Consider the following 17,255-nt stretch of genomic DNA (forward strand, 5'->3'; position numbering starts at 1 on the left):
CGCGCGCCGCCGTGGTGCGCGGCGTTATGGTCGATCTTCATGAAAGCTGTCCGCCGGTTCACCGTGCGCGCGCGGGTGCCCGAGGAGTTGACGGGGCTGACGGAACTCGCCACCAACCTGCGGTGGACGTGGCATCCGCCCACGCGCGAGGTGTTCGCCTCGATGGACGACACCCTGTTCCGGCGGATCAGGGACCCGCTGCGCATGCTGGCCGAGGTACCGGCGTCGCGGTTGGACGAGTTGGCGGCCGACGCCGCGTTTCTGGCCACGGCGAGGAAGGCCAGTGAGGACCTGCGCCGTTACCTCACCGAGCCGCGGTGGTTCCAGCGCCGCGTCGAGCGGGCGGACGAGGGCGAGCGGTTTCCCTCCGCCGTGGCGTACTTCTCGCTGGAGTTCGGGGTTCACGAGGCGTTGCCGAACTACTCGGGCGGCTTGGGCGTGCTGGCCGGTGACCACCTCAAGGCCGCCTCCGACCTCGGAGTGCCGGTCATCGGAGTGGGGCCGCTGTACCGGGCGGGTTACTTCCGGCAGTCGCTGTCGCTCGACGGCTGGCAGGAGGAGCACTACCCGGTGATCGATCCCGGCGGGCTGCCGCTGGAACTGCTCACCGAGCCGTCGGGCGAGCCGGTTCACGTGCGGGTGGCGATGCCCGGCGGTCGCGACCTGCTGGCGCAGATCTGGCTGGCCCGGGTGGGCCGGGTGCCGCTGCTGCTGCTCGACACCGATGTCGACGGCAACGACGACGATCTTCGCGGGGTCACCGACCGTCTCTACGGCGGCGATGACGATCACCGCATCCGGCAGGAGATCCTGGCCGGGATCGGCGGCATGCGGGCCGTGCGGCGTTACTGCGAGCTGACCGGCCACGCCCAGCCCGAGGTGTGCCACACCAACGAGGGGCACGCCGGGTTCCTCGGCCTCGAACGGGTGCGCGAGGTGCTGGCCGAAGGCGAGCTGAGTTTCGACGAGGCGCTGCCCGCCGTGCGGGCCGGGACGGTGTTCACCACGCACACACCGGTCCCTGCCGGCCTCGACCGGTTCGGCGTCGACCTGGTGAAGCACTACTTCGGTGACGGGCGGCTGCTGCCGGGGGTGGACGTGGAACGGGTGCTCGCGCTCGGCGCGGAGGACGATCCGACCCGGTTCAACGTGGCGCACATGGGGCTGCGGCTGGCGCAACGCGCCAACGGGGTCTCGGCCCTGCACGGCAGGGTGTCGCGGCGCATGTTCGCCGGGCTCTGGCCCGGCTTCGACACCGAGGAGGTGCCGATCGCCGCCGTCACGAACGGGGTCCACGGGCCGACGTGGGTGGCGCGGGAGATGAGCGCCCTGCTCGGCGGAAACGACGAGGAGTGGGGGCACGACGGCGACGGCTCGGGCATCGACCCCGGCGTCACCGACGAGCAGTTGTGGGCACTGCGCCGCGAGTTGCGCGGCAACCTGGTGGCCGAGGTCCGCCGCCGGGCTCGGGACGCCTGGTTGCAGCGAGGCGCCTCGGCGCTGGAACTGGGCTGGACCGAGCGGATCTTCGACCCCGACGTGCTCACGGTGGGCTTCGCCCGCAGGGTGCCCACCTACAAGCGGCTGACGCTGATGCTGCGTGATCCAGAGCGGTTGCGGGCGTTGCTGCTCGACGACGAGCGGCCGATCCAGATCGTGGTCGCGGGCAAGTCGCACCCCGCCGACGAGGGCGGCAAGGAGCTGATCCAGCAGATCGTGCGGTTCGTCGACGACCCGGCCATCCGGGAGCGGATGGTGTTCCTGCCCGACTACGGCATGTCGATGGCCCGGTACCTGTACCGGGGGTGCGACGTGTGGCTCAACAACCCGACCCGCCCGCTGGAGGCGTGCGGCACCTCCGGGATGAAGGCCGCGCTGAACGGCTGCCTGAACCTGTCGATCCGGGACGGCTGGTGGGACGAGTACTACGACGGCAGCAACGGCTGGGCCATCCCCACCGCCGACGGGGTGACCGATCCGCTGCTGCGCGACGACCTGGAGGCCTCGGCGCTCTACGACCTGCTGGGTCAGCAGATCGCCCCGCTGTTCTACGACCGGGACGGCGACGGTGTGCCGCGCGGCTGGCTGTCGATGATCTGGCACACGCTGCGCACGCTGGGGCCGAGGGTGCAGGCGTCGCGCATGGTGCGGGAGTACGTGAACTCGTTCTACGGGCCCGCCGCGACGACCGTCTCGGCCGCCGTGGCCGGTGACTACGCGGCGTCGCGTTCGCTGGCGGCCTACCGGGCGCGGGTGGACGCCTGCTGGCCGCTGGTGCGCGTGGTCGCCACGGACCTGACGGTGGAGGGCGGTGACGTCGCCGATGTCGCCGTGGTGGGTGCCGCCGCGCGGGTCACCGCCCGCATCGATCTCGCCGAGCTGGCGGCCTCGGAGGTCACGGTGCAGGCCGTGGTGGGGCGGGTCGGCGACACCGACGACCTCGACGACGTGGTGACGGTGCCGATGACGCCGCTCGGTCGCGGGGAGTTCGCCGCGACGCTGCGCCTGCCGTGCGCGGGTGCGCTCGGCTACACGGTGCGGGTGCTGCCCCGGCATCCCCTGCTGGCGAGCCCGGCCGAACTCGGCAGGGTCGTACTCGCCTGAGGCGGCGCGCACCGGGGCGCGGGGTCGTGCTCACGCCGTCGGGCCGGTCGGTGACAATGACCTTCGTGAATGACGTGGCGGACCCGGAGAACCTTGCCGATCTCGTGATCCACATGTCCGGTGTGGGGGTCAGGAGGGGAGGCAACAAGCTGCTCGCCGACCTCGACTGGTCGGTGGAGCTGGACGAGCGGTGGGTGGTGCTCGGGCCGAACGGCGCGGGCAAGACCACACTGCTCAAGCTCGCCGCCGCCGAACTGCACCCCACGACGGGTGCCGTTCACGTGCTCGGAGACCGGCTCGGCCGGGTCGACGTGTTCGAGTTGCGCACGCGCATCGGCTTCACCTCCGCCGCGGTCAACGGCCGGATCCCACCCGAGGAGAAGGTGCGAGACGTCGTGGTCAGCGCCGGGTACGCCGTGCTGGGCCGGTGGCGCGAGTCCTACGACGAGCTGGACACCGGCAGGGCCGACGAACTGCTCACGGCACTGGGCATCGGGCACCTCGGCGACCGCAGCTACGGGACCCTGTCGGAGGGGGAGCGTAAGCGGACGCTCATCGCGCGCTCGCTGATGACCGATCCCGAGATGCTGCTGCTCGACGAACCCGCGGCCGGACTCGACCTCGGGGGCAGGGAGGACCTGGTCGCGAGGCTGTCGACCCTGGCCCTGGACGCCGAGGCTCCGGCGATGGTGCTGGTGACCCACCACGTCGAGGAGATCCCGCCCGGCTTCACGCACGTGCTGCTGCTCGCGGAGGGGCGCACGGTCGCGGCCGGTCTGCTGGACGACGTCCTGACCAGCGGGAACCTGTCCGAGGCTTTCGGGCAGGAGCTGGTGCTGGAACGCTCGGGGGACAGGTTCTTCGCCCGACGTCGCTGACCACCGTTACTGGCGGGTAGCCTTCGGGTAGGCGGAAGTCGCTGGAGTTGAAGGAGGATGGCGTGGGCGAGTTCGTACGTCTCGAGGTCGACGGCGGTGTCGGCACGATCCGGCTGGACCGGCCGCCGGTCAACGCCCTGAACCACCAGGTGCAGGCCGAGCTGGCCGAGGCCGCGCGAGAGGCGGGCGAGCGCGACGACGTTCGTGCGGTCATCCTCTACGGCGGGCAGAAGAGTTTCGCGGGCGGCGCCGACATCAAGGAGATGGCCGCGCGGTCGTACGTGGAGATGCAGCGCTTCGGTGCCGAGCTGTCGGCCTCTCTGACCACGATCGCCGAACTGCCCAAGCCCACGGTGGCCGCCGTCACCGGCTACGCCCTCGGCGGTGGCCTCGAACTGGCGCTGACGGCCGACCGCAGGGTGGTGGGCGACAACGTCAAGGTGGGTCAGCCCGAGATCCAGCTCGGCATCATCCCCGGCGCGGGCGGCACCCAGCGGCTCGCCCGGTTGATCGGTCCGAGCCGGGCCAAGGACCTCGTCTTCACCGGTCGCTTCGTCAAGGCGGAGGAGGCGCTGGCTCTCGGCCTCGCCGACGAGGTCGTGGCGCCCGACGACGTGTACGCCGCCGCCCACCGCTGGGCCGCGCAGTTCGCCGACGGCCCCGCCGTGGCGCTGCGCGCGGCCAAGGCCGCCATCGACGGTGGCCTCAATGTGGACCTGCGCAGCGGCCTTGCGCTGGAGACGCAGCTGTTCACCGGCCTGTGGGCGACCGAGGACCAGGCCAACGGGATGCGCTCGTTCATCGAGAACGGGCCGGGCAAGGCCACGTTCGAGGGGAAGTGACGTGACGCACGTCTCGGACCCGGCTCCGAACCCGCACGCCACCGCCGACGAGGTCCAGGCCGCGTACCGCGACCCCAAGCTCGCCAACGTGCTCTACCACGACTGGGAGGCGGGCACCTACGACGAGAAGTGGTCGATTTCGTACGACGAGCGCTGCATCGACTACGCCACCGACGTGTTCACCGCGGTCGCGGGAGAACGGGACCGGCCGTACCCGACGGCGATGGAACTGGGCAGTGGCACCGGCTTTTTCCTGCTCAACCTCATGCAGGGCGGGGTGATCAGCAAGGGTTCGGTCACCGACCTCTCCCCGGGGATGGTGGAGGTCGCGCTGCGCAACGCGGAGTCGCTGGGGCTGGACGTCGACGGGCGCGTGGCCGACGCCGAGCGCATCCCGTACGACGACGACAGCTTCGATCTGGTGGTCGGCCACGCGGTGCTGCACCACATCCCGGACGTGCGGGCCGCGATGCGCGAGGTCCTGCGCGTGCTCAAACCGGGAGGCCGGTTCGTCTTCGCGGGCGAGCCCACGAAGGTCGGCGACTTCTACGCCCGGGGCCTCGGCAGGCTCACCTGGTGGCTGACCACCACGCTGACGAAGCTGCCCCCGCTGCGGAGCTGGCGCAGGCCGCAGGCCGAGCTCGACGAGTCGTCGCGGGCCGCGGCGCTGGAGGCGGTCGTCGACCTGCACACCTTCGACCCCTCCGAACTCGAACGCACGGCACTCGGTGCGGGAGCGGTCGACGTGCGGGCGGTGACCGACGAGTTCAGCGCGGCGCTGGTGGGCTGGCCGGTCCGCACCTTCGAGGCGGCGGTGCCGCAGGAGAAGCTGACGCTGCGGTGGCGGCTGTTCGCCTACCACGCCTGGCTGCGGCTGTCCGCTGTGGACCGGAAGTGGTTGTCGCGGGTGCTGCCGAGGGAGCTGTTCTACAACGTCATGATCACCGGAACGAAGCCGGCCGCACCCTCGGAACTGTAGGTGCCGTACGCGTTCTCGCTCGACGACGTCGCGTTCCTGCGTTCGCGGGAGGGCGCGCGGGCGCTGGCGGACTGCGGCGGGCTACGGCTCACGCCGGCCGGCAGGCTGGCCGACGTCGCCACGGTCCGCCGCACGGTCGGTGAGCGCTATGCGGCCGCGGTGCTGGAAACCCTGCTGCTGCGAAGCAAAGCCGAACCCAAAGTGGACGGCGGGAGCGGGTGGCTGTTCACCGAGGACGCACTGCAACAGGCCAGCGCCTCACCGGTGGCGGCGCACCGCGCGCGCGGCCTCGCCGGGCGGGACGTCCACGACGTGACCTGCTCGGTGGGGGCCGACCTCGTGGCGCTCGCGACGACGGCGCGCCGGTGTGTCGGTTCCGACCTGGACGCCGTGCGGCTCGCGATGGCGGAGCACAACTGCGCCGTCGCCGGGGTCGCGCCCGCGCTCGTGCGGGCCGACGCGCTGCGCCCCGTGACGCGGGACGCGGTGATCGTCGCCGACCCCGCGCGGCGCGACTCGGCGGGGCGGCGGCGGTGGCGTCCCGAGGACTTCGTGCCGGCACTCGACGACCTCGCCTCGGTGTACGCGGGCCGGGAGCTGGTGGTGAAGTGCGCTCCCGGTCTCGACCCTGCCGCCGCGCCGTGGGCACGCGAGGTCGAGGTCATCTCCCTGGACGGCCGGGTTCGGGAGGCGGCGCTGCGCAGCGCCGGGCAGGTCGGCGTGTCGCGGCGGGCCACGGTGCTGTCCTCCGGCGGCCCGGGCTGGTCGATCACCGACGCGGAGCCCGACGAGGTCGGTTCCGGCGCGGCGGGGGAGTGGATCGTGGACCCGGACGGCGCGGTGGTGCGGGCGGGCCTGGTCCGCCACTACGCGGCCCGGCACGGCCTGTGGCAGCTCGACCCCCGGATCGCCTACCTCACGGGCGACACACCACCGCCCGGGGTGCGCGCGTTCCGCGTGCTCGACTCCGGCCACTACAGCGAGAAGGCACTGCGGACCCTGTTGCGGCGCCACGACGTCGGCAGGCTGGAGATCCTGGTGCGGGGGCTCGACGTGGACCCCGACGCCCTGCGCCGCAGGCTCAAGCCGAAGGGCGGCGGTGAGGCCAGCGTGGTCCTCACCCGCATCGGGCGAGCGCCGACGGCGTTCCTGTGCCGTTCGGAGCGGGTGCCCGGCCGCCCGGGCTGAGTACGCGGCACCCCAACCGCGCACGAACCCCACCGGACGCACCCGGCGACGCGGCGGCAGGGCCTAGGCTGCGGCGTGTGCCCGTCGCGTTGACGCTCCTCGACCACGTGTCCTTCCGTGGCCGGGAGATCGCCGGTGCCCGGCTACACGATCTCCTGGCACTGTTGGCCGAAGACCCGCGCGCCGGGTGCGGCGTCGGCAGGATCGTCGACGAACTCTGGCCGGAGCGCTCGCCCGAACACCCTGTCAAGGCGGTGCAGCTCCTCGTGTCCCGGGCACGCAGGCAACTGGGGGCCGACACGATCGTGCGCACCGGCACGGGGTACCGGCTCACCCTGGAGCCTGCCGAGATCGACGCCTCCGCCGTGCGGGAGTGGGCGGCGCGGGCGGCCCGGCACGCCCGCGCCGGTGAGCACACCGAGGCACTGGCCGCGGCCGAGGCGGGACTGTCGTGGTGGCCGGGCTCCGAGCCCGTCGCCGACGGGCTCGGGAGCGGTCCGCTGGCCGCACTCCGCCGGGGCAGCGAGGACGTCCGTGCCGTCCTGGTGCGGCATCGCGGGCTCGCGCTGTCCCGGCTGGGCCGCTCCGCGGAGGCCGCCGCCGTCCTGGCCGTCCTCGTCGCGCGTGACCCGCTCGACGAGGAGGTTCTCATCGAGGTCCTGCGGGCGGAGTCCGCGACCACCGGTGCCGCGTCGGCGCTGGCCCGGTACGAGCGATACCGGCGGATGCTGCGTACGGAGTGGGGCACCGAACCCGGTCCCGCGCTGACGGAGCTGCACCGGCAGTTGTTGTGGCAGTCCGTGCCCGCGGCGCGGCACGGGGTCGAGCACGAACCCAACCCGCTGCTCGGCAGGCAGGACGACATCACGGCCGTGCTGGCGTGCCTTCGCCGTTCGCGGGTGACGTCGGTCGTGGGGCCCGGGGGCATCGGCAAGACCCGGCTGGCCCACGCCGTGGGCCGTGACCCCGAACACCGCGTGGTCCATGTCGTCGGGCTGGCGGGGTTGTCCGCCGACACCGAGGTGCTTCCGGAGGTGGCCGCCGCGCTCGGGGTCGTGGAGCCGAGGCGCTCCGCGTTGCTCGGTACGGCACAGGGTGAGGCCGACCTCGCGCGGCGGGTCGCGGCCTCGCTCGGCCGGGGGCCGGTGCTGCTCGTGCTCGACAACTGCGAGCACGTCGTCGACGGGGTCGCCGACCTGGTGCGCGTGCTCGTCGCGGTGACCACCGACGTCCGGGTGCTGACCACGAGCCGCACACCGCTGGGGCTCACGTCGGAGGCCGTCCACCCGTTGCGGGAACTCGACACCGCGACCGCCGCGGAGCTGTTCCGGCAACGCGCGAGCGCCGCCCGGCCGGGAGCCGAGTTGCCGCAGGCTCTCGTCGAGCAGGTGTGCGACCAGCTCGACGGTCTCCCGCTCGCCATCGAGCTGGCGGCGGCCCGGGTACGGGTGCTGTCCGTGGCGCAGCTCGCCAGGCGGCTCGACGACCGCTTCGCCGTGTTGCGGACCCGCACCCGTGACACGCCACGGCGGCACCGCACGTTGCACTCGGTGGTGGAGTGGAGCTGGAACCTGCTGGCGCCCGGCGAACGCCGCGCCATGCGGTTGCTGTCGGCGTTTCCCTCGGGTTTCACGGCCGGGGCCGCGCAGCACGTGCTGGCCGCCGACGACGCCGCGACGCTGGCCGTGCTCGAACGTCTCGCGGACCACTCCATGATCAAGGTTGTGGACACGGCCACGGACGTCCGGTTTCACATGCTGGAGACGGTGCGCGAGTACAGCGCCGCGGAGTGCGCCGCGACCGGCGAGGCGGAACTCGCCCGCGCGCGGTTCGTGTCGTGGGCCAGGGAGTACGCGCTGGCGCACTACCGGGAACCGCTGGGCGATCGGCCCGCCACCGCGCTGCTCGGCTTGAGATCCGAGCAGGACAACCTCCTGCGGGCCCTGCGAATCGGCCTCGACGCGGCCGACGGCTCGACGGTGGCCGTCACCGGCGCGGCGCTGGCGGCATTGTGGACACTGGAATCGAACTACCAGCGCCTGTCCCGGCTTCCCGGGGACACGGCCTGGCTGCTGTCGCACTACCGGCCCGCCCCGGAGTACGTGGAGGCCACCCGCACGCTCGCCGTGCTCTGTGTCGTGTACCGCCTGACGCTGCACGACACGCAGGTGCTGCGTTCGCTTCTCGTCCTGCGGCGCCTGCCGCCTGCGCCCCCGGACACGCTGGTGCGGGCGCTGGCCGTCGTGTGCGCCGATCTGAGCGTGGTGGAAGACGATCGCCTGGCCGAGTTGTGCGCCAGCGAGCGGCCGCTGCTGTCGGCGGTCGCCCATGCGTTCGCGAGCTATGTGCGGGAGCACGAGGGCGATCTGACCGGTGCGATCGCCGCGGCCACCGGGCTGGTGCGGGCTGTCGAGGGGGCCGACACGCGATGGTTGCGGGTGCTGGCGCGGGCGCGGCTTGCGGAGATCCACCTGACCCTGGGCGAGGGGCGCGAGGCGTTGCGCCAGCTGGCCGCCGCCCGCGAGGTGGACGCGGAGCTGGTGTCCCTGCTCGACTCGATCGGCATTCAGGGCGCGACGGCGCTCGCGGCGTTGCAGACCCGCGACGTCGCCTGGGCCGAACGCGAACTGCGCACGGTCCCGGAGGACGCCTTCGGCGACCGGGCGCACGCGCTCGCGGTCCGGGGCGAGCTCGCGTTGCTCCGCGGGGACGTCGACGGCGGGCTCGCGCTGTGGCGGGAGGCCGCCGAGGCCATGTCGCTCGAAACGCTTCCCGGAGCCAGGGTCGAACCCGGAGCCGAACCCTGGTCGCTGGAGTTCAGGGCGGTCGCGGTGGTGGCGCACGCACGCCACGGCAGGCTGGCGCTCGTGGCCGACCTCGTGGAGCGGACACCGCAGGCACTGGACGAGTTGCTGCGGCGCACCCACCGGTACGAGCCGGAGTACCTCACGGGTGCGCCGCTGTGCGGTGCCCTGGTGCTCGCGGTGGCCATGGTGGACCTCGACCGTGCGCGCCGGCTGGGTGAGCCCGGCGCCGCACGGTCGGGTGCCAGCCTGGTGGCGCTGGCACTGGCCTTCGGCTACACGCGGCAGTTCCAGCCCACCATGGACGAGGACGCGGCCCGCGCCGAGGCGCGGCGGGCGGACCCGGTGGCGTACGAACAGGCCCTCGCCCACTTCGGCGGGTTGGATCACCACGCGCTGCGCACCGAGGCGCTGGCCGCACTACGGCAACGACCGGTCAGTGCGGACGTTCGCGGTTGAACAGTCGGCGGGCCCACAGGTGCCCGACCAACGTGATCCCTGCGCACCAGGCGAGAGCCTGCGCCGCACTGCCCCCGACGGGTGTGCCCAGCAGCAGGCCGCGCACCGTGTCGATGAACGGTGTGAACGGCTGGTACTCCGCGAAGAACGCCAGCCCCGACGGCATCGACTCGGTCGGCACGAAGCCGCTGCCCAGGAACGGCAGGAGGACCAGCGGCAACGGCAGGTTGCTCGCGGCCTCGACCGTCCTGGTGGCCATGCCCATCGCCACCGCCAGCGAGGTGATCGCGAAGGCGATCAGCGTCAGCACGCAGGCCGCCAGCAGCCAGTCGAGTGCCCCCGTGGTGGGGCGGAACCCGACGAGCAGGGCGACACCCACGACCACCACGAGCCCGACCACGGTCTGCAGCGTGCTACCGAGGACGTGCCCGGCGAGGATGGCCGACCGGGCTATCGGCATGGTCTTGAACCGCGCCACGATGCCCTCGGTCATGTCCATCGCCACGAAGATCGCCGTGCCCTGAGCCGAGGCGCCGATGCCCATGAGCAGGATGCCCGGCGTGAGGTAGTCGACGTAGGCGTCGCGGCCCGCCCCGGCCGCACCCAGCCCGGCGCCCAGAGTCTCGCCGAACACGTACACGAACAGCAGGAGGAACAGCACCGGCATCCCGATCACCATGATCGTCATGCTGGGGTAGCGCACCATGTGCTTGAGGTTGCGGCGCAGCATCGTGACCGAGTCCGCCAGCGCGTGGGCGCTGCGTGGCGGCCGGGTCGTCGGCGTCGTGAGCGTCGTCAGTGTCTTCGTCGGAGTGGTCATGCCGTGGCCTCCGTCCGGTCGGAATCGCCCGTGAGGGACAGGAAGACGTCATCGAGGTCGGGGTGGTGTACGGACAGTTCGTCGGGTTCCACCCCGGCCGCGTCCAGGGTGGAGAGCAGCTCTTTCAGCCCGCGGACACCCGGAGTTCCGGGCACCCGCAGCGCGAACGCGGAGTCGTCGTCGCGGACGTCCGGTACCGGCCTGCCGAGCGCGTGCGCAGCACCGTGAAGTGCTGCCCTGTCGGCGAAGGTGAGGTTGACGTGGCCTCCCGGAACCCGGCGTTTCAACTCCCGGGGCGTGCCCTCGGCCACGATGCTGCCGTGGTCGAGTACCGCGATCCGGTCGGCGAGCTGATCAGCCTCCTCCAGGTACTGCGTGGTCAGCAGGACCGTCACACCTCCCGACACCAGGTCGCGCACGATCTCCCACAGCGTCCGCCTGCTGCGCGGATCGAGCCCGGTGGTGGGTTCGTCGAGGAACAGGACCCGGGGCTCGCCCACCAGGCTCATGGCCAGATCGAGGCGCCTGCGCATGCCGCCGGAGTAGGTCGCGGCGGGTTTGCGTGCCGCCTCGGCGAGGTCGAACCGGTCGAGCAACTCGGTGGCACGACGTGCCCGTTGGGTCCGGCCGAGGTGCTGGAGCCTGCCCATGAGCAGCAGGTTCTCCTCGCCGGTGAGCAGGTTGTCCACGGCGGCGAACTGGCCGGTCACCCCGATGGCGCCGCGCACCGCGCGTGGGTCCGTGGCGAGCTCGTGGCCTGCCACCGTGGCGGAGCCGCCGTCGGCGTGGAGCAGGGTCGCGAGGATGCGCACGATGGTGGTCTTGCCCGCGCCGTTGGGGCCGAGGAGAGCGACGACGGAGCGCTCGGGGACGTCGAGATCGACGCCGTCGAGCACCACCTTCTCGCCGAACCGTTTGCGCAGTCCCCGGACCGCGATCGCGGTCGATGTCGTTGTGCTGGTCATGCCGTGCAGCGTGAGCCCGGCCGGTGTCACGACGGTGTCACCGTGGTTTCACCGGCCAGCGGATGGTTGTGCGCCTCACACCGCCGACGCATCGACAAGGCTCGATAATGGGGGCATGACGATTGACGGTGTCTCCCGCGCCCCGTCCCTGTCCGAGGGCGCCGCCGGCACCTACGCGGAGTGGTTCGCGTGCCTGGCCGAGCCGACGCGGGTGCGGCTGCTGCACACCGTGGCCACCTCCCCGGGCGGGCTCACCGTGGGTGAGCTGACCGAACGGCTCGGTACCAGCCAGTCCACGTGTTCCCACCACGTCAAGAAACTGGCCGAGGTCGGTTTCCTCGCGCTGCACCGCGAGGGCACGGCCACGCGCGTGCTGGTGAACGAGGCGTGCTGCACCGGCCTGCCGCATGCCGCCGACGTGGTGATGGGCGTGCTCGCACCCCGCCCGTGCTGCCCCGAGGACGTCCCTCGGGACGTCGAGGTGCGCGCGTTGCGCGACGACGACTGGCCCGCCGTGCGGCGCGCCTACGGTGAGGGACTCGCCACCGGGATCGCGACGTTCGAGACCGAGGTTCCCCTCGTGGACGAGCTCGCCTCCCGCTGGCTTGCCGGCCACCGCTGGGTAGCCGAGGTCGACGGCCGGGTCGTGGGCTTCTCGGCGCTGCGGCCGGTGTCCGCGCGCCCGTGCTACTCGGGGGTCGCCGAGAGCGCCGTCTACGTGACCGAGGACGCCCGGGGCCGCGGCGTGGGCAGGGCGCTGCTCCACCGGCAGGTGACCGAGGCCGACAGCGCCGGGCTGTGGACGTTGGAGGCCTCGGTCATCGCGGGCAACCGCGCGAGCATCGCCCTGCATCACACCGCGGGCTACCGCACCGTGGGCGTGCGCGAGCGCATCGCCCGGCGCGACGGCGTGTGGCACGACACGGTGCTGCTCGAACGCCGCAGGCAGGACGGTTAGGGCTGCGGCGTGCCGTAGTCGGGTTCGAGGACGCCGAGGTCGATGGGCGGACCGTTCTCCGCCTCGTCGAGCTGCTCCTGGATGTCGTCCGTGATGTTCTTCTCCTTCGGCGGCCGGGGCACGGGCTCCATCACGCGGGAGATCACCATCTCCTCGCGGGTCAGGCCGGTTCCGCTTTCGGCCTGTGCCGCGGCCGCGTCAGGCGCCGCCGGAGCCTGCTCGGCCGAGGGCGGCGGGGCCGCGGGCTCGGCCGGTGGCGCTGGTTGTGCTGGCTCGGCGGGCTCGGCGGACTCGGCCGGCGGTGACCCGGCAGGCGAGGTGCTCGGTGCGGTGCGGGCCTCCAGCGCCCGGACCTCGTCGGCCACGCTGCCGGTAGCGGCCCGCTGCGGTGCTGCCTCACTGCGTGCCGGAGTGGCGTCGTTACTGTCGTGCCTCGACGTGTCGCCGTCCGGCCAGACCGCGAGCGCGACCGACGCGGGCACCGCTGCGGCCAGCAGTCCCAGGGAGATGCGGGTGGAGGTCCGCGAGGGCCACCGTGGCATGACGTGTCGCCTTTCGTCCGGTTCGTCCGAGTGGGAGACGATCATGTCATGTCCGGCGCGGAATGTCGGAGGCGGCGGGACACTGGGGGTATGTGCCGAAACATCAAGACCCTGCGCCCGCCCTTCGCCGAGAGCGTCACCGATACCGACATCCGTGCGGCCGCCGTGCAGTACGTGCGCAAGGTCTCCGGTTTCCAGCGACCCGCCGCACACAACGCCGAGGCGTTCGAGCGGGCGGTGGGCAAGGTCGAGGCCGCCACCGCCGAGCTGCTGTCCTCGCTGACCGTGCGTGGCAGCCGGAGCGCGTGACGTCGCGGACAGTTCGAACTTCAACTGTCACCGTGCGAACGGGGCCTGGTTACACTGCCGCGCATGGCGCACGAGCACGAGGTGTCGATGATCGAGTTGTCGCGTGACGTGTGCTGGCTCGCGCACCAGTTCACCCAGCGACTCGACGCCCACGTGCGCCGGGTCGCCGAGCAGGTCGGGCTCACGGCCTCCCAGGTGGTCGCGCTGCGCGAGCTGACCGGCCCGCTCACCGCGCGGGAACTCGCGAGCCGCATGTCCTGCGAGCCGTCCAACGCCACCTTCGTCATCGACCGCCTTGAGGAGCAACGACTCGTCGAACGCCGTCCGCATCCGACGGACCGCCGGTCCAAGCAGGTGGTGCTCACCGGCGACGGTGCCCGGCTGCGAACGGTCGTGCTGGATCTGCTCGGCAACGGGTCGCCGCTGATCACGCTGGAACCGGGTGAACGGGAGTCGCTGCACGCGTTGTTGCGCAAGCTGGTGGGCTAGTTGTTGCGGGACGGTAGGTTGTTGACGTCCGGCCTACACGTCGCTTCACGAGTGACCCGGTTAGTTGTTTCGTATGACCTCGGTTGAGTCGACGTCGACGCGGTCGCCGTGAGCGTCGGTCGGGCGTAGTTGGGGTAGCCGGTGGCCGCTCTCGTCTACGAGAGCAGAGTGCGCTTCCCCATCGGCGAACGCGTGCCGCTCGCCCCACTGACGCATGGCGACGATGACTGTGAAGAGGTCGCGGCCTGCGTCGGTGAGTACATAGATCTGGCGGCGTCCGGATGCTGCCGTCTCCCGCTTGAGGATGCCGTGATCGACGAGGCGGCGAAGCCTGTTGGTGAGGATGTTGCGCGCGGCCCCGGTGCGTTGCTGGAAGTCGGTAAACGACCGCGCGCTGTCCATCGCGTCGCGAATGATCAGCAGGCTCCACCGGTCTCCGACGAGGTCGAGCGTCCGCGCGACTGGACATGTGGGGTCGGTCCAGGACACGTCGTCAACGTGCACGGCTGAGTTCACCACGCCTCCCCGAGGAGTTGCAGATTAAAACCATCCTGCCATACTCCAATGAGTTGCAAATTGCTACTAATTGGAGATGGTGTGGGACTCACGCATGGCCGAAGAATGCTGCTCGCGATGGTCTGCTCGGCCGCGGTCGCGACGATCTACGTCGCCCAGCCCGTACTCGCGCAGATCGGGCGAGACCTGGGAGTGCCCGAGTCTGACCTCGGGTGGATCGTGGCAGCTGGACAGATCGGCTACCTGGTCGGCTTGGCTGTCCTGGTCCCGTTGGGAGACATGCTGGACCGGCGCAAGCTCGTCGGGGGTCAACTCCTCCTCGCCGCAGTCGGCATGCTGGTGGCCGCGGTCTCTCCGACTCTGTGGCTGTTGCTCGTCGGTCTCGCCACGACGGGTCTGTTCGCCGTCGTCGTACAGACCACCGTCGCAATGTCCGCCGACCTCTCGACGCCTACGGAGCGTGGTCGTACGCTCGGAATCGTCACCTCCGGAGTCATCATCGGAATCCTCGGGGCGCGCGTCCTGGCGGGGGGCCTCGCTGACCTGTGGGGATGGCGAAGTGTCTATGTCGCGCTCATGCTGTTCCTGGTTGCGCTCTCGATCGCGGTGTTGAAGCAGCTGCCAGCAGACCACCGGTCGAGTCGTCGGACCTACGGCGACGTGCTGACCTCGCTCGGGCACCTCTTCCGCGAGCCGCTGTTCATCTCGCGCGGACTGATCGCGTTCTTCCTCTTCGCTTCCTTTGGCACGCTCTGGAGCGGACTCGCGCTACCACTGGCTGCCGAACCGTGGCAGCTGAGCACGACCCAGATCGGCCTGTTCGGAATAGCCGGGCTCGCTGGCGCACTGGGAGCTGCACGGGCAGGCCGATGGGCGGACACCGGCAGAGCCAACCCCGTGACCGGTACCGCACTCGCGCTGCTGGCACTGTCCTGGATCGCATCCGGGCAGGCCGCATGGTCACTCTGGCTAGTCGTCATCGGCGTCATCGTCCTGGACTTCGCGATCCAGGCCGCACACGTCAGCAACCAGTCACTTCTCACCGCCGCCTACTCGGACAAGACCAGCAGCGCCATCGGCGGATACATGATTTTCTACTCGCTCGGCTCCGCCCTCGGCGCGACCGCCACCACCAAGATCTACTCCACTTCAGGGTGGACAGGATGTGTCGTCCTCGGCGCAAGCTTCGCACTCTGCGGACTGCTCACCTGGGCACTCAGCCGACCCACGGTCACGAGAGTGCGACGTGACGCCGCCAGCCTCGGATCAGGTCGCATGGATACCACGCCGGAAGCAGGCTGAGGATGACTCATCCGAATGCGCCGCTGTCGATCGAGGGACGCCGACGATTGATCGAGCGCTGCAAGACCAGACCAATCGCACACGTCGCAGGAGATGGGGATCTAACGTGCATGTGCGTCGAATTGGGTTAACCGCTACCGCCAATTCGGCGCGGTTGGTCTCGCCGAACGATCCTCCGCACCGCACACCCAACCGGCCACCACCTCTCCGGTGATCGTGACCAAGATCGAGAGTCAGCCGCCGCAGCCGCAAATGGTCGTCGGCTCGCATCGCCGTCGAACTGCGTGCAAAGGGTGTCACGATCAGCCGCCGCAGCCTCCAGCATCCCGACTGCCGACGCTACATTTGTGGCGGACTTCAGTCCTTGCGCCCGGTCACGGCCGTGGTGACGCCGAGGGCGATCATCGTGAGCCCGCCGAACCCGCCGACCAGGGAAAGCCGCCTCGGCGAGCGGGCGAACCAGCTCCGTGCGGCGGCCGCGGCCAGACCCCACACGCTGTCCGACGCGATCGCGATGACGTTGAAGACCAGCCCGAGCAGCAGCATCTGCACCGCGCTGTGCCCCTGGGCGGGGTCCACGAACTGGGGCAGCACGGCGGCGAAGAACACGACGGTCTTCGGGTTGCTCACGCCGAACACGAATCCCTCCCACATCGTGCGGGAGCCGCCGTGCGCCACGATCCCGTCGCCGGTGACCGTTGCGTGCAACGCACCACGCTGCCGCCACGCCTTGACGCCCAGGTACACCAGGTAGGTGGCACCCGCCAGCTTGAGGAGGGTGAAGGCAAGCACCGAGCGTTCCACGATGGAGCCGATCCCGAACGCGACGGCCACGACGAGCACGTAGGCGCCGAAGGTGTTCCCCACCACGGTCAGCAACGCCGCGCGGCGCCCGTGCGCCAGCGCTCTCCCGATCACGAACACCACGCTGGGGCCCGGCACCACGATCAACAGGAACGACAGGGCCGCGAAGGCGAGCAGGCGGTCGGCAGACACCATGCGGTCCAGACAAGCAGCCGGGGAGCCGCCCGTCCACCGACCTGTCACACAATCCCGCCCGCCGACGTCTCCTGTTCGTCAAGCCAACGTGCTACGGGAGGACGACATCATGGATGCCCGGATCAACCTGTTCGACAACGCGCTCGGGGCCAAGTTCGCGCAGCGCTTCGCCAACGCGGGCCAGGTGGTTCAGCAGTCACCGTTGCCGAGATCCACACAGGAACTGGTGTCGCTGCGCGCCAGCCAGATCAACGGCTGCGGGTGGTGCATCGACATGCACACCAAGGAGGCTGTGGCCGCCGGTGAGGACCCGGTCCGCCTCAACCTGGTGGCCGCCTGGCGCGAGGCCACCGTGTTCACCGAGCCCGAGCGGGCCGCCCTGGCCCTCGCCGAGGAGGGCACCCGGCTCGCCGACGCCCACCACGGCGTGTCCGACGAGACCTGGGCGCGCGCCCGCGAACACTACGACGACGACCAGATCGCCGCGCTGGTCGCCCTGGTCGCGCTGATCAACGCGGCCAACCGGCTCGCCGTCATCGTGCACCAGCGGGGCGGGTCCTACGAGCCGGGCATGTTCGCCGCCGCGACGAGCTGAGCCGGC

The 17,255-nt window shown here is 71.2% G+C and carries 16 protein-coding genes and 1 pseudogene; 12 read left to right on the forward strand and 5 right to left on the reverse strand.

Features of this window, described 5'->3' with window-relative positions; genetic code table 11:
* Nucleotides 1–39 precede the first annotated feature (39 nt).
* The 6 genes from glgP (at nt 40) to FFT09_RS14750 (ending at nt 9,754) form a co-directional block, all read left to right on the forward strand.
* Nucleotides 40–2,604, forward strand: coding sequence for an alpha-glucan family phosphorylase (glgP, locus tag FFT09_RS14725; protein WP_081191293.1), 2,565 nt, complete (start codon nt 40–42; stop codon nt 2,602–2,604).
* Between the two features lie 56 nt (nt 2,605–2,660).
* Nucleotides 2,661–3,482 (forward strand): ABC transporter ATP-binding protein, encoded by an 822-nt coding sequence (locus FFT09_RS14730; protein ID WP_051473446.1) that lies wholly within the window; start codon nt 2,661–2,663, stop codon nt 3,480–3,482.
* 62 nt (nt 3,483–3,544) lie between these two features.
* Nucleotides 3,545–4,324 (forward strand): enoyl-CoA hydratase/isomerase family protein, encoded by a 780-nt coding sequence (locus FFT09_RS14735; protein ID WP_081191292.1) that lies wholly within the window; start codon nt 3,545–3,547, stop codon nt 4,322–4,324.
* 1 nt (nt 4,325) lies between these two features.
* The gene (locus FFT09_RS14740) at nt 4,326–5,303 is read left to right on the forward strand and encodes a class I SAM-dependent methyltransferase (protein WP_024877269.1); all 978 of its coding nucleotides are present in this window, start codon (nt 4,326–4,328) and stop codon (nt 5,301–5,303) included.
* Entirely contained in the window at nt 5,304–6,491 is a 1,188-nt protein-coding gene (locus tag FFT09_RS14745; RefSeq protein ID WP_081191291.1) for a THUMP-like domain-containing protein, read from the forward strand.
* 77 nt (nt 6,492–6,568) lie between these two features.
* Nucleotides 6,569–9,754 carry an AfsR/SARP family transcriptional regulator gene (locus tag FFT09_RS14750; protein ID WP_138383017.1) on the forward strand — a complete coding sequence of 1,062 codons (3,186 nt, stop codon included), beginning with the start codon at nt 6,569–6,571 and terminating at the stop codon, nt 9,752–9,754.
* Here the strand turns inward: FFT09_RS14750 and FFT09_RS14755 are convergent.
* Together FFT09_RS14755 and FFT09_RS14760 are read right to left on the reverse strand one after the other, a co-directional pair.
* On the reverse strand, nt 9,732–10,574 hold the full coding sequence (locus FFT09_RS14755; protein ID WP_081191290.1) for an ABC transporter permease: 843 nt from the start codon (nt 10,572–10,574) through the stop codon (nt 9,732–9,734). The two genes, FFT09_RS14750 and FFT09_RS14755, sit on opposite strands and share 23 nt — an antisense overlap.
* On the reverse strand, nt 10,571–11,539 hold the full coding sequence (locus tag FFT09_RS14760) for a daunorubicin resistance protein DrrA family ABC transporter ATP-binding protein (RefSeq protein ID WP_024877265.1): 969 nt from the start codon (nt 11,537–11,539) through the stop codon (nt 10,571–10,573). The genes FFT09_RS14755 and FFT09_RS14760 overlap by 4 nt, the downstream gene beginning before the upstream one ends.
* Before the next feature lie 115 nt (nt 11,540–11,654).
* On the opposite strand from FFT09_RS14760, the gene FFT09_RS14765 reads away from it, so the two are divergent.
* Nucleotides 11,655–12,497 (forward strand): helix-turn-helix domain-containing GNAT family N-acetyltransferase, encoded by an 843-nt coding sequence (locus tag FFT09_RS14765; RefSeq protein WP_138383018.1) that lies wholly within the window; start codon nt 11,655–11,657, stop codon nt 12,495–12,497.
* Here FFT09_RS14765 and FFT09_RS14770 read toward each other — a convergent pair.
* Nucleotides 12,494–13,039 (reverse strand): hypothetical protein, encoded by a 546-nt coding sequence (locus tag FFT09_RS14770; RefSeq protein WP_138383019.1) that lies wholly within the window; start codon nt 13,037–13,039, stop codon nt 12,494–12,496. The genes FFT09_RS14765 and FFT09_RS14770 overlap by 4 nt on opposite strands.
* Before the next feature lie 90 nt (nt 13,040–13,129).
* Between FFT09_RS14770 and FFT09_RS14775 the strand changes: the two genes are divergently transcribed.
* Together FFT09_RS14775 and FFT09_RS14780 are read left to right on the forward strand one after the other, a co-directional pair.
* Nucleotides 13,130–13,348, forward strand: coding sequence for a DUF2277 domain-containing protein (locus FFT09_RS14775; RefSeq protein WP_081191287.1), 219 nt, complete (start codon nt 13,130–13,132; stop codon nt 13,346–13,348).
* Between the two features lie 63 nt (nt 13,349–13,411).
* Nucleotides 13,412–13,837, forward strand: a complete 426-nt coding sequence (locus tag FFT09_RS14780; RefSeq protein WP_244231367.1) for a MarR family winged helix-turn-helix transcriptional regulator — start codon at nt 13,412–13,414, stop codon at nt 13,835–13,837.
* Between the two features lie 60 nt (nt 13,838–13,897).
* Here the strand turns inward: FFT09_RS14780 and FFT09_RS14785 are convergent, their stop codons facing one another.
* Nucleotides 13,898–14,356 (reverse strand): winged helix-turn-helix transcriptional regulator, encoded by a 459-nt coding sequence (locus FFT09_RS14785; protein WP_167305382.1) that lies wholly within the window; start codon nt 14,354–14,356, stop codon nt 13,898–13,900.
* A gap of 102 nt (nt 14,357–14,458) precedes the next feature.
* Between FFT09_RS14785 and FFT09_RS14790 the strand changes: the two genes are divergently transcribed.
* Together FFT09_RS14790 and FFT09_RS23325 are read left to right on the forward strand one after the other, a co-directional pair.
* The gene (locus FFT09_RS14790; RefSeq protein ID WP_244231368.1) at nt 14,459–15,655 is read left to right on the forward strand and encodes an MFS transporter; all 1,197 of its coding nucleotides are present in this window, start codon (nt 14,459–14,461) and stop codon (nt 15,653–15,655) included.
* 2 nt (nt 15,656–15,657) lie between these two features.
* Nucleotides 15,658–15,974, forward strand: a pseudogene (locus FFT09_RS23325) (helix-turn-helix domain-containing protein); the annotation flags it as partial.
* Between the two features lie 38 nt (nt 15,975–16,012).
* On the opposite strand, the gene FFT09_RS14800 reads toward FFT09_RS23325, so the two are convergent.
* Nucleotides 16,013–16,654 carry a LysE family translocator gene (locus FFT09_RS14800; RefSeq protein ID WP_138383020.1) on the reverse strand — a complete coding sequence of 214 codons (642 nt, stop codon included), beginning with the start codon at nt 16,652–16,654 and terminating at the stop codon, nt 16,013–16,015.
* Between the two features lie 109 nt (nt 16,655–16,763).
* On the opposite strand from FFT09_RS14800, the gene FFT09_RS14805 reads away from it, so the two are divergent.
* Complete coding sequence (locus FFT09_RS14805) at nt 16,764–17,249, forward strand: carboxymuconolactone decarboxylase family protein (protein WP_138383021.1); 486 nt, start codon at nt 16,764–16,766, stop codon at nt 17,247–17,249.
* The last annotated feature ends 6 nt before the right edge of the window (nt 17,250–17,255 follow it).

The organism is Saccharomonospora piscinae (assembly GCF_005862235.1).
GTDB classification, from domain to species: domain Bacteria; phylum Actinomycetota; class Actinomycetes; order Mycobacteriales; family Pseudonocardiaceae; genus Saccharomonospora; species Saccharomonospora piscinae.

Excerpts from the sequence above, each read along its gene's own strand:
- glgP (WP_081191293.1), top strand. The coding sequence starts at position 40 with ATGAAAGCTGTCCGCCGGTTCACCGTGCGCGCGCGGGTGCCCGAGGAG.
- FFT09_RS14765 (WP_138383018.1), top strand. The coding sequence starts at position 11,655 with ATGACGATTGACGGTGTCTCCCGCGCCCCGTCCCTGTCCGAGGGCGCC.
- FFT09_RS14780 (WP_244231367.1), top strand. The coding sequence starts at position 13,412 with ATGGCGCACGAGCACGAGGTGTCGATGATCGAGTTGTCGCGTGACGTG.
- FFT09_RS14805 (WP_138383021.1), top strand. The coding sequence starts at position 16,764 with ATGGATGCCCGGATCAACCTGTTCGACAACGCGCTCGGGGCCAAGTTC.
- FFT09_RS14800 (WP_138383020.1), bottom strand. The coding sequence starts at position 16,654 with ATGGTGTCTGCCGACCGCCTGCTCGCCTTCGCGGCCCTGTCGTTCCTG.
- FFT09_RS14760 (WP_024877265.1), bottom strand. The coding sequence starts at position 11,539 with ATGACCAGCACAACGACATCGACCGCGATCGCGGTCCGGGGACTGCGC.
- FFT09_RS14755 (WP_081191290.1), bottom strand. The coding sequence starts at position 10,574 with ATGACCACTCCGACGAAGACACTGACGACGCTCACGACGCCGACGACC.
- FFT09_RS14790 (WP_244231368.1), top strand. The coding sequence starts at position 14,459 with ATGCTGCTCGCGATGGTCTGCTCGGCCGCGGTCGCGACGATCTACGTC.
- FFT09_RS14770 (WP_138383019.1), bottom strand. The coding sequence starts at position 13,039 with ATGCCACGGTGGCCCTCGCGGACCTCCACCCGCATCTCCCTGGGACTG.
- FFT09_RS14775 (WP_081191287.1), top strand. The coding sequence starts at position 13,130 with ATGTGCCGAAACATCAAGACCCTGCGCCCGCCCTTCGCCGAGAGCGTC.
- FFT09_RS14730 (WP_051473446.1), top strand. The coding sequence starts at position 2,661 with ATGACCTTCGTGAATGACGTGGCGGACCCGGAGAACCTTGCCGATCTC.